This is a genomic window from Roseateles sp. P5_E11 (assembly GCF_054049355.1).
Genome location: NZ_JBFUMO010000147.1, coordinates 1 through 11,589, shown reverse-complemented (window position 1 = coordinate 11,589; position 11,589 = coordinate 1). Strand labels below are relative to the sequence as shown.

Genomic DNA, 11,589 nt, shown 5'->3' with positions numbered 1-11,589 from the left:
TTGCGGCAGATCATCTCCAGCTTGTGCGCCTGAGCCTGCTCCAGATCCTGGGCATGCTCCCAGTAGGCGCAGGAATAGATCATGCGCGAGTCCAGCATGGCTTCGAAGACATCGTTGCCGACGTCGTAGTGGTGCTCGCCAACCTGGTGGGCGCGTGCCTCGCTCTGCAGATTGAACAGGCGATGGCGCAGGCTCTCCAGCAGCAGCTTCCAGCGCGCCGAGGCCGGCGCAGTGCGATCGAGCTGGGCGCGCAGCAGGCGGTCGAACATCATGTCCAGCCGCTCGCAGTCCCAGTCGCCGTCGACATAGGCCTCGCCGGCGCCCAGTGACCATTGCGTCAGGATGCGGCGGTAGGAGCGGGCATCGTTGACGCGCATGTCCCAGGGCCGTGCGCCGTTGATCTGCACATCGGCGCGTGCAAGCAGCTCGCGCAGCACGGTGGGCGGCTGCGGTGCCGAATGCGGCTTGGGGCCCTCGGGGCGGGATAGCGTGGCTTGCTCCGCTGGCATGCGCAACGACTCCTTTCAACGACGCCTTCAGTTTGCCGTCGCTTTCGCCGCGGTGCAGCCCCAAGTTTCAATGACTCACGAAAGCGCGGGGATATCGCCAGGGCCTCTGTTGGCGCTACGGCAGGCCCCAGCCGAACGGGTCATCTGGCGCGATCAGCAGCGTGGCCTCAGCGCTGATGTAGGCCTGGCCGCGGATGGTGGGAATGATGCTTGCTCCTTCCTTCTCGAACCAGCCGTCGAAGACGCTGCCGATGACGCTGGCCTGGCGCCACACCTCGCCGGCGCTCAGCTTGCCCGCGGCCGCGAGGCAGGCCAGCTTGGCGCTGGTGCCGGTGCCACAGGGCGAGCGGTCGTACTGGCGGCCGGGGCAGAGCACGAAGCTGCGCGAGTCGGCGAGGGCCGGGTCGACGTCGGCGAAGAGTTCGATGTGGTCGATGACGGCTTGGTCAGTGCCGCGGTGGCCCTGGTCCTGCAGGGCCTGGCCCAGCATGGCGGCGTAGTCGGTCAGTGCCGCGACGTGCGCGGGCGCGATGGCCTGGCCATGGTCGGCGCACAGGAAGAACCAGTTGCCGCCCCAGGCGATGTCGCCCGTTACGGTCTGGCCCGTCGGCAGCTCGACGCTGACACCGGCCGCCAGGCGGTAGGCCGGCACATTGCGCACGCTCACCTTCCCGTCCTTGTGCAGGGTGGCCCGCACCTGGCCCACCGGCGTCTCGATGATGTGCTCGCCGGCTTCGACGCGGCCCAGATGGGCCAGCGTCGCCATCAGGCCGATGGTGCCGTGGCCGCACATGCCAAGGTAGCCGGCGTTGTTGAAGAAGATGACGCCGGCCGTGTGGGCTGGGTCCTGTGGCGGGCAGAGCAGGGCGCCGACGAGGACCTCACTGCCACGCGGCTCCAGCAGCGTTGCGCGGCGGTAGCGGTCGTGCTCGCGGGCCAGAAGTTCGCGCCGCTCGGCCATGGTGCCAGCGCCGAGATCGGGAAAGCCGTCGATGACGACACGCGTCGGCTCGCCGCCGGTGTGCGAGTCGATGATCTGGATGCGCTTCATGGTTGCGACTGGCAATGAGCCGGCCGTGTCGCCAGTGCCTTCGCGACGAGGGCCTCGATGCGCTCCCGCTCCGCGCCGATGACGGGCAGCCGTGGCCGGCGCATGTGCTCGCTGCCCACGCCCACCAGCAGGTCGATGAGCTTGAGGTTCTGCACCAGCTTGGTCGACACATCCAGGTGCAGCAGCGGCGTCATCCAGCGGTAGATGGCGCGGGCCTCGTCCCAGCGGCCTTCCTGCATCAGGTTGAACAGAGCCACCGTCTCGCGCGGGAAGGCGCAGCCGACGCCGGCCAGCAGCCCGTCGCAGCCCAGCGCCAGGCCCTCGAAGGCGAGATCGTCCACGCCCATGAAGAGCTGGTAGCGGTCGCCGAGCAGGTTGCGCAGGTCGGTGATGCGGGTCACGTCGCCGCTGCTTTCCTTGATGGCGGCGACATGTTCACAGTCAGCCAGTTCGGCGAAGTGTTCGGGCTTGAGGTCGACGCGGTAGGCGACCGGGTTGTTGTAGACCATCAGCGGCCGCTGGGCGGCATGGGCATAGGTACGCACATTGGCCATCGCCTCGCGCGCATCGGCCACGTAGATGACCGAGGGCATGACCATGTAGCCGGCCACGCCCAGCGCATTGGCGCCTTCGATGAAGCGCAGCGCTTCGCGGGTGCTCGCCTCCGACACCGTGGCCAGCACCGGTACGCGGCCGTTGGCAGCATCCAGCGCGCAGCGGGCGACGGCCAGCTTCTCGTCCAGCGTCAGCGTGCTGGCTTCGCCCAGCGAGCCGCAGCAGACGACGCCATGGATGCCGTTGCGGATCTGGAAATCGATGTGGCGCGCCGTGCCTGCGAAGTCGAGGCTTTCGTCGGCATGGAACTTGGTGGTGACGGCGGGGAAGACGCCGCGCCAGGGGACGTTGTGCATCTCTGGGGCTCCTGGATGGGGAGCCCCATGTTCGCTCAACTAGAACGACGTCCAGTCGTCGCCGTCGGCGGCCACCGCAACGGCGGCCGGAACCGGAGCAGCCCTGGGCGCCACCGCGCGCGCCTTCGCCGGGCGTGCGGGAGCCGGCCTGGCCACGCCGGCCGTCCTCGGCCGGCTGACGGGCGCCGCAGCCGGACGGGCCGCGTTGACGGCGTCGAGCTTGAAGGCTGCCACCGTCTCGGCCAGTTGGCCGGCCTGGATGCGCAGGCTCTCGGCGGCCGCCGCGCTCTCCTCCACCAGGGCGGCGTTCTGCTGCGTGACCTGGTCGAGCTGGTTGACGGCATCGCCGATCTGGCCGATGCCCTTGCCCTGCTCGCTGCTGGCGGCGCTGATCTCGCTGATCAGGTCCGCCACGCGGCGCACCTGGCCAACGACCTCGTCCATGGTGCTGCCGGCTTCGCCCACCAGCTTGTTGCCGGCTTCGACACGTTCGACGCTGGCTCCGATCAGCGCCTTGATCTCCCGCGCGGCCTGGGCGCTGCGCTGCGCCAGGGCCCGCACCTCGCCGGCCACGACGGCGAAACCACGCCCCTGCTCGCCGGCCCGTGCCGCCTCGACGGCCGCGTTCAGCGCCAGGATGTTGGTCTGGAAGGCGATGCCGTCGATGACGCCGATGATGTCGGAAATCTTCTTCGAGCTGGTCGTGATCTCATCCATGGTGGACACCATCTGGCCCATGACCTGGCCGCCGCTCTCGGCCACGCGAGCCGCGCTGCCTGCCAGCTGCGCGGCCTGGTGGGCGGTGTCGGTGTTGTGCTTGACCGTCGCGCTCAGCTCCTCCATGGAGGCGGCGGTCTCCTGCAGGTTGCTGGCCTGCTGTTCGGTGCGCTGGCTCAGGTCGGCGTTGCCCTGGGCAATCTGGCCGCTGGCCGTGGCGACGCTCTCGGCATTGCCGCGCACCGCGCCGACGATGCCCACCAGGGAGTCGTTCATGCGCTGCAGCGCGTTGAGCAACTGGCCGGCCTCGTCCGTGCGGTCGGTGGACAGATGCAGGCGCAAGTCCCCTGCAGCCACCGTCTCGGCGGCGGCCACGGCCTGGCGGATCGGGCCCACCACCGAGCGGGTGATCAGCAGGGCCATGGCCACGCCGAGGGCCAGCGCGGCAGCGGCCGCGACGATGACCGCGATGCCGGCAAAGTCAACGGTCGCGTTCGCCGCGGCGGCCGCGGCGTGCATCAACTCCTTCTGGTAGGCGATCAGCGCGTCGAGCTGCTGGAAATACTTGAGCTGCAACTCATGCGTCTCGCTGAGCAGCAGGTTGCGGGCCTTCTCCGTGTCGTCCTTCAGGCCCAGATCGATGACCCTGCGCACCGAGGCCACGAACAGCTGCCTGGCCTGCACGACGCCGCCCAATATTTCGCGCCCCCGCCCCGGCGGCACGCTGGCGTCGAGCTTCTCGAACAGCTCGGCCGTGCGCTTGGCGGCGGCGTCGACATCGCTCAGCTGCTTGCGTTTGCCCTCGGCATCAGACAGCAGCAGCACATTGCGCACGGCCAGTGCGTTGATGTTGACGTTGTCCTTGATCTGTTCGAGCTGCTCGACCTTGACCATCCGGTCTTCGACCATCACCTCGAGCTCGTGGTCGATGCCAAGGAGCGCCGTTCGCGCATAGGCGGCCAGCAACACGGTGAAGGCGATGGAGATGGTGAAAGCCAGGCCGAGACGCTGGCCGATCCGCAGGCGCGTGAGGAGGTTCATGGTGGGTCTCCTTGTGGGTGACGCTCCCTGATCGGCCTGGGCTTCGTGTCGAGCCGTATTCCGTGCCCCGAGTCTCTTCCTTCAGGCCGGCGCCACGCAAGGCGTTTTTAGCGGCGTTACCGCCGCGAAAAGCCAACAACTACCGCCGCTGCCCGTGCTGGGGGGCTAGCGCCCGTGGGCACAGCCGGCAGCCAATGACGGTGTGCGCGCGGCCGCAGCGCCTAGAACGAGGCAGGCGCCGCCCTGGGCCCGGCCACGGCGTCGAGCTTGAAGGCCGCAACCGTGCCGGCGAGTTGGCTGGCCTGGATGCGCAGGCTCTCGGCCGCGGCGGCGCTCTCCTCGACGAGGGCGGCGTTCTGCTGGGTGACTTCGTCGAGCTGGCTGACCGCCTYGCCGATCTGGCCGATGCCCTTGCTCTGCTCGACGCTGGCCGCGCTGATCTCGCTGATCAGGTCGGCCACGCGCTGCACCTGCCCGACCACTTCGCCCATCGTGCGACCGGCGTCGCCGACCAGGCCGTTGCCCGTCTCGATGCGTTCAACGCTGGCGTTGATCAGGACCTTGATCTCGCGCGCGGCTTCGGCGCTGCGCTGGGCCAGGCTGCGCACTTCGCCGGCCACGACGGCAAAGCCCCGGCCCTGTTCGCCGGCGCGCGCAGCTTCCACGGCTGCGTTCAGGGCCAGGATGTTGGTCTGGAAGGCGATGCCGTCGATGACGCCGGTGATGTCGGCGATCTTCCTGGAGCTGGCCGTGATCTGCTCCATCGTGTTCACCACCTGGCCCACGACCTGGCTGCCGCTCTCGGCCACGCGCGCCGCGCTGTTGGCGAGCTGGGCGGCCTGGCGGGAGATATCGGTGTTGTGGCTGACCGTCGCGGTCAGCTCCTCCATGGACGCGGCCGTCTGTTGCAGATTGCTGGCCTGCTGCTCGGTGCGCTGGCTCAGGTTGGCATTGCCCTGGGCGATCTGGCCGCTGGCCATGACGACGCTGTCGGCGTTGCCGCGCACCGTGCCGACGATGTCGACCAGCGCGTCGTTCATGCGTTGCAGCGCGGCCAGCAGCTGGCCCGCTTCGTCTCGGCGATCGGTCGTCAGATGCAGCCTCAGATCACCGGCTGCCACGGTCTCGGCAGCGCGCACCGCGTCCTGGATCGGGCCCACCACCGAGCGCGTGATCAACAGCGCCAGCGCCACACCCACGGCGCCTGCCAATGCCGCCGCGATCAGCATGGCCGCCGAGGCAAAGCTCACGGTGCCATCGGCAAGCTGCGCCGACGTGCGCATCAGCTCCTTCTGGTAGTCGATCAGGGCGTCGAGCGCGGCGAAATAGGCCTGCTGCTTGGCCTGCACATCGCCCAGGAGCAGGTCGCGTGCGGCGTCCTTTTGCTGCTGCACGCCAAGGTCGGTCACGCGCTGCAGCGTCGCGACATAGGGCGCCCGTGCTTCGGCGGTGGCGGCCAGCAGCTTGGTGCCCTGGCTGGAGGTGATCGAGGCCTGCAGCTTCTGAAACAGGTCACCCGTGCTCTTGCGGTTGCCCGCAATCGTGTCCAGTTCCTTCTGGATGGCGGCTGGATCGCTCAGCAGCACGATGTTGCGCACCGTGCGTGCCGTCAGATTGACGTTGTGCTTGACCTGTTCGAGCTGCTCGACCTTGACGACACGGTCCTTGACCATCAGCGCCAGCTCGTCGTTGATCTGCCTCAGCTGGCCACGTGCATACAGCGCCAGCGCAACGCTGAACAAGATGGAGACCGCGAAGCCGAGACCCAGGCGCAGGCCGATGCGAAGGTCCTTGAAGATATTCATGGTTGTTCTCCCTGTGTGCTGGCGGCGCGTGCATCCGCCGCCAGGCTCCATGTTGAATCGAAGTTAGCACGAGGATGTGAAACTATGCGAATCTTTGATGCCGCGCAAGGGACAGTGCACGTGGTGTGCAGTTCGCGGCACTGGAGCAAAGGCATGGAGACGCAAGCCAACCTGGGCGAAAGGGTGCTGGCGCTGGTAGCGCAGCCGCCTGATACCGGATGTACGCCCAGCGCGCGGCCCCGGGATGCGGCGGCGCGTGCCATCGAGGGCGCCGCCGCCAAGGCCGGCCTGGCCGCCGGCACGCTGGCCCTGCCGCCGGGGCCGCTGGGCTGGGCCACCATCGCGCCGGAGATGCTGGCCGTCTGGCAGATCCAGCGCCAACTGGTGGCCGACATTGCCGCCCTCTATGGCCGCAGCGCCGACCTCGGTCCGGCGCAGATGCTGTGGTGCCTGTTCCGCCACACGGCTGCGCAGGCCCTGCGCGACCTGACGGTGCGCGTCGGCGAGCGCGTCATCGTGCGCCCGGCCGCGCAGGTGCTGCTGCAACGCGTGGCCGAGGCCATCGGCGTGTACCTGGGCAAGAAGGCCGCCAGCCGGATGCTGTCGCGCTGGGTGCCGCTGATCGGCGCGGCGGGGGTCGGCGCCTATGCCTATTGGGACACGCGCCAGGTCGGGCGGGCAGCGCTGCAGCTGTTCGAGAACGAACAGGTGATCGAGAACGAGCCGGGCTAGCCATCTCGGCGACAACCCTGTGTAACTTCTGTGTCGGGCCTGACAAACTGGCGTCCGTATGCAGCTTCCCACCATCCTGGACATCGAAGCCTCGGGCTTCGGCCGCGGCAGCTATCCGATCGAGGTCGGATTCGTCGCGGTGGACGGCGGGCTGTTCTGTGGCCTGGTCACGCCCGAGCCCGATTGGCTGCATTGGGACCCCAGCGCCGAAGCCCTGCACGGCATCAGCCGCGAACTGCTTCAGCGCCACGGCAGACCGGTTCGCTGGATGGCTGAGCAGCTCAATGAGCGGCTGGCCGGCCAGACCGTCTATTGCGATGGCTGGGGACAGGACTACCCCTGGCTGGCGCGTCTCTACGACGCGGCCGGCATGCGGCAGAACTTTCGCCTGGATGACCTGCGCCGGCTGCTCGACGAGCAGGAGGCCCAGCGCTGGCGCGGCGTCACCGAAATCGTGCGTCAGCGACAGCGCCTGACCCGTCACCGCGCCAGCAGCGATGCGCGCGTGCTGCAGCTGGCCCTGGACGAGATCAAGAACGGCGTGGCTGTCTAGGCTCCTAGATTTCGCCGCCGCGGTGGCAGCCGCGCCCGGCACGCTTGGCTTCGTAGAGGCTGGCATCGGCCTGTGCCACCAGTTGCTCCAGGTTGACCGCGCCCGTCGTCGCGACGCAGTAGCCGATGCTGACGCCGATCTCCAGCTCCAGCTCGCCGATGTGATACGGCGTGGAGAGGGCGTGCAGCAGTTTGTCGGCCACCGTGGCGGCGTCGCTGGCCTCGTGCACCTGCGGCAGCAGCACGGCGAATTCGTCGCCGCCCAGACGGGCCACCAGGTCGCCCGGGCGCAACGCATGGCGCAGGCGCAGCGCCACGGCCTTCAGCAGCGCGTCGCCGGTCGGGTGGCCGTGCAGGTCGTTGACGGGCTTGAACTTGTCCAGGTCGAGGTAGAGCAGGGCCAGGCGCTGGCCCGGTGGGGCGGTCAGCAAGCGGCGCGCGCCCTCCTCGAAGCCGGTGCGGTTGAGCGCCTGGGTCAGCGCGTCGGTCTGTGAGGCCAGGCGCAGCCGCGCCTCCTCGCGCCGGGTTTCGGTCACATCGACCTCGATGCCGATCAGGCCTTCGATCTTGCCGCTCTGCACGCGCAGCGGTGCGTACTGCGCATCGAAGCTGTGGCCGTCGCGTTCGCTGGGGTCGACGAGATCCAGCCGGCGCGTTTCGCCAGCCAGGGCGCTTTCGATCAGTGGCGCACGGGCTGCGTAGTCCTGCACGCCGAACAGCTCGGCCAGCGGCCGGCCGACCCAGTCCTTGAGCTCGACGCGGCGCTGCTCCTCGAAGGCGGCGTTGAAGAAGATCACCCGTGCCTCGGTGTCGCCGACGAGGAACTGTGCCCGCGCCGTGTGGGCGACGGCCAGCAGCATGGCCTCGTTGCGTTCGCTCTCGCGCTGGGCGTGCAGCTGCTCGGACATGTCGCGCAGGATGACCGACACGGTCTCGACACGGCCGCGCACGTCGCGGTGCATGATGATGAGGCAGTCCATCGGCAGCTTCGCGTCGCCCAGCTGCAAGCCGATTCGGCCGCGCCAGTGGCCCTCGCGCATGGCGGCGGGCAGCACCAGCTTTTCGTAGAGGTCGAGCTGCTCGGCCGAGAAGTAGTCGGCGATGTGGGCGTCGCCCAGCAGCGCATCGGCGGCCATCCCCAGGCGGGCCCGCGCAGCCGGGTTGAGATAGGTGACCTGGCCATGCTCGCGGGCCTGGCAGACGAAGTCGGGCGTCATGTCGAAGATGGCGGTCAGCGTCTGCAGGGCCTTCTCCTGCTCGCCGCGCTCGGTCACGTCTTCCACGGTGCCGGCCTGGCCGGCCACCCGGCCGTCGAAATACAGCGGCGCCGTGCGCACCGCGATCCAGCGGATGCGGCCGTCGTCGCCGCGCTTCATCTTGCGCACCATGTCGATGGGCTCGCCGGTGGCCATCTGGTGTTTCCAGCGCTGGATCAGCATGTCGCGCTGCTCTGGCTGCACGAGGGTGGTCCAGCCCCACTCGACGTTCTCGCGCCTGAGGCCGTGCACGTGCAGATAGCTGTCGTTGACGTAGACGATGCGACCGGTTTCGTCGGTGCGGAACAGGCCCAGCGGCATGGCATTGCTGGTGGCTTGCAGGGTCGCCTCGCGCAGCCGTGCCGCGCGCTGCAGTTGGCCCAGCCAGCGCGCCAGCAGCACCAGGCCCAGCGTGGCCAGCGCCGAGGCGGCCACCACCAGGCTGCGCTGCCGCCAGAACGGCACCAGCACGTCTTCCTCGGTGCCCGACAGCAGCAGCTTCAGGCCGTAGTCGGACAGGGTGACGAAGGCGCCGGTGCGGGGCCGGCCGTCCGTGGCCGCGCCGCTGCTGGCGTAGAAACCTTCTTCACCGCTGAGATTGCGGCGGGCGGCGGGGAATTGTTCGAAGAGGTTGCGGCCGACAAAGCCCGGCACCTCAGGCCGGCGCGACAGGGCCAGGCCGTCGGTGCGCAGCATGACGAGGGAGGATGGCGGCAAGGGCACGAACAGGCCCTGAATGTCATGCAGGCGCTGCAGGTCGATGGTGGCCATGACGAACTCGTAGTCGTCCAGCGGCCGCGACAGCCGCATCAGCAGCGGCAGGCGCAGCCGGCCATCGTCGGCGCGGCCGCCCAGGCGCAGCGGCAGGCCCAGCGCAATGCCCTCGGGCACCAGGCCCGCGATCTCGCCGAAGGCCGCGGTGCCGGCGATGCTGGCGTCGTCGCCCTCAGCGCCCGCCTGCAGCCGGCGCACCTGGCCGGTGGGCGCCACCAGCACGATGTCGACCATCTGGCGCGAGCCGCTGCGCACGCTGTCGACGAACTGGCGCAGCATGGCGTCGGCCTGCGGCCGCCCCTCCTGCCCATCGGTGCGACGCGTCAGCAGCCACAGGTCCACGACGCGCAGCGCGCTTTCGGCCTGGCGCAGCACGGGCTCGGTCTGCATCGCGACGGCACGAACGCCGGTAGCCAGCTCCTGGCGCTGCTGGGCCAGCAGTTCTCGGGGCTTCTCGACGGCATACCAGCCCACCAAGGCCCAGATCGTCAGCACGACGGAACCGAAGGCCAGGGCGGGCGCCAGCAGCAGGGCACGCTCGCGCCAGCGGCGGCGGCGGGCCTGCTTCAGCGGCTCGGTGGGCGGGGTGGCGGCGCTCATCGGGGGCAGGGGTTGCGGGCCATTGTGCGCCGCCGCCCCCGCCATCCGGCTCCGCTATTTCGGCGCAAACAGCGCTGCCTGCTGCTCCCGCAGCAGCTTCTTCTGCACCTTGCCCATGGCATTGCGCGGCAGCTCCGGCACGACCAGGATGCGCTTGGGCACCTTGAAGCCGGCAATGCGGGCCTTGAGCGCCTGGATCAGCGCCTCGGGGTCAGGCTGACCGTCGGGCGTGATGACGGCGACGACGGCCTCGCCGAAGTCTGGATGCGGCACGCCGATGACGGCCGATTCACCCACGCCGGGCAGGTCGTTCAGGAAGCCCTCGATCTCGGCCGGGTAGACATTGAAGCCGCCGCTGATGATGAGGTCCTTGCTGCGGCCGATCAGCGTCAGATAGCCATTGGCGCCGACGCGGCCGACGTCGCCGGTCTTGAACCAGCCGTCCGCGGTGAACTCCTCGGCCGTCTTCTCGGGCATCTGCCAATAGCCGCTGAAAACGTTCGGCCCGCGCACCTGCACATGGCCGATCTCGTCCGCCGCGCAGGGGCGGCCCTCGTCATCGACGATGCGCAGGCTCACGCCCGGCAGCGCCGGGCCGACGGTGCCGCCTACTCGTTGGCCCTGGTCGCCGTCCTCCGGGCGGCACGGGTTGGAGGTCAGCATCAGCGTCTCGCTCATGCCGTAGCGCTCCAGGATGGCATGGCCGGTGCGGGCCTGCCATTCGCGCCACGTCTCGATCAGCAATGGCGCGGAGCCGCTGATGAAGAGGCGGATGTGGCTGCTATCCAGTGTGCGCTCCTGCAACAGCCGCACATAGAGCGTGGGCACGCCCATGAAGACCGTGGCTTCGGGGAAGCGGCGCGCCACGGCGCCGGCGTCGAACTTGTTGAACCACAGCATCTTGCTGCCATTCAGCAGCGCGCCATGCGAGGCGACGAACAGGCCGTGCACATGGAAGATGGGCAATGCGTGCAGCAGCACGTCATCGGGCTTCCAGTCCCAGAAGCTCTTCAGCGTCTGCGCGTTGGAGAGCAGATTGCCGTGGCTGAGCATGGCGCCCTTGCTGCGCCCGGTCGTGCCGCTGGTGTAGAGGATGGCAGCGAGGTCGGTGGCGGCCCGTTTGACGGGTTCGTGTGCGAGCGGCATCTGCGCGGCGCGGTCCAGCAGCGTGCCCGTGCGATCGTCGTCCAGCGTGAAGACCCAGCGCACGCCGCGCTGGAAGGCCAGCTTGCTGACCCAGCCGAAGTGCTTGCCCGCACAGACCACGACGCCCGGTGCTGCATCGCTGATGAAGTGCTCCAGTTCGGCCGCGTGATAGGCCGGGTTCAGCGGCAGGTAGACCAGGCCGGCACGCAGCACCGCCAGGTAGAGCATCAGGTTCTCGATGCTCTTGTCGGTGTGGACGGCGACGCGGCTGCCAGCGGGCAGCTCCAGCCGGCCCAGCCAGTTGGCGAGCATGGCGCTGCCATTGTCGAGGTCGCGCCAGCTGTAGAGCAGGCCGTCGGCGTCGATGGCGGTCGCGTCCAGGTCCGCCGGGAAGCCGGCGCGCAGGGCCGAGTAGAGATTCATGGTGCTGGTTGACGGGGTGGTGTCTTACCAAGTGACTGCCGTGGAACCGGCTTTGCCGGGCCACTGGCAGTG

9 protein-coding genes are annotated in these 11,589 nt (G+C 69.0%); 2 read left to right on the top strand and 7 right to left on the bottom strand.

All coding sequences use genetic code 11. The annotated features are described in order from the left end of the window. The 5 genes from ACXJKR_RS13205 to ACXJKR_RS13185 form a co-directional block, all read right to left on the bottom strand. A partial coding sequence (locus ACXJKR_RS13205; RefSeq protein WP_457323223.1) for a class I SAM-dependent methyltransferase occupies positions 1–509 on the bottom strand: 509 nt, incomplete at its 3' end. A 115-nt stretch (positions 510–624) separates the two neighbouring features. Then, a complete protein-coding gene (locus ACXJKR_RS13200) occupies positions 625–1,560 on the bottom strand; it encodes a 4-hydroxyproline epimerase (protein WP_457323222.1) in 936 nt (311 codons plus the stop codon). Further along, entirely contained in the window at positions 1,557–2,471 is a 915-nt protein-coding gene (locus ACXJKR_RS13195; RefSeq protein WP_056202635.1) for a dihydrodipicolinate synthase family protein, read from the bottom strand. The genes ACXJKR_RS13200 and ACXJKR_RS13195 overlap by 4 nt, the downstream gene beginning before the upstream one ends. Positions 2,472–2,510: 39 nt before the next feature. Next, positions 2,511–4,229, bottom strand: a complete 1,719-nt coding sequence (locus tag ACXJKR_RS13190; RefSeq protein WP_457323221.1) for a methyl-accepting chemotaxis protein — start codon at positions 4,227–4,229, stop codon at positions 2,511–2,513. Positions 4,230–4,450: 221 nt separating this feature from the next. After that, positions 4,451–6,034 (bottom strand): methyl-accepting chemotaxis protein, encoded by a 1,584-nt coding sequence (locus ACXJKR_RS13185; protein WP_457323220.1) that lies wholly within the window; start codon positions 6,032–6,034, stop codon positions 4,451–4,453. Between the two features lie 153 nt (positions 6,035–6,187). On the opposite strand from ACXJKR_RS13185, the gene ACXJKR_RS13180 reads away from it, so the two are divergent. Then, a complete protein-coding gene (locus ACXJKR_RS13180; RefSeq protein ID WP_457323219.1) occupies positions 6,188–6,766 on the top strand; it encodes a hypothetical protein in 579 nt (192 codons plus the stop codon). Positions 6,767–6,824: 58 nt separating this feature from the next. Continuing rightward, positions 6,825–7,319, top strand: coding sequence for a 3'-5' exonuclease (locus ACXJKR_RS13175; protein ID WP_056202650.1), 495 nt, complete (start codon positions 6,825–6,827; stop codon positions 7,317–7,319). Between the two features lie 4 nt (positions 7,320–7,323). Here the strand turns inward: ACXJKR_RS13175 and ACXJKR_RS13170 are convergent, their stop codons facing one another. Then, a complete protein-coding gene (locus ACXJKR_RS13170) occupies positions 7,324–9,948 on the bottom strand; it encodes a diguanylate cyclase domain-containing protein (protein WP_457323218.1) in 2,625 nt (874 codons plus the stop codon). Positions 9,949–10,002: 54 nt separating this feature from the next. After that, on the bottom strand, positions 10,003–11,517 hold the full coding sequence (locus tag ACXJKR_RS13165; RefSeq protein WP_457323217.1) for a malonate--CoA ligase: 1,515 nt from the start codon (positions 11,515–11,517) through the stop codon (positions 10,003–10,005). Positions 11,518–11,589 lie beyond the last annotated feature (72 nt).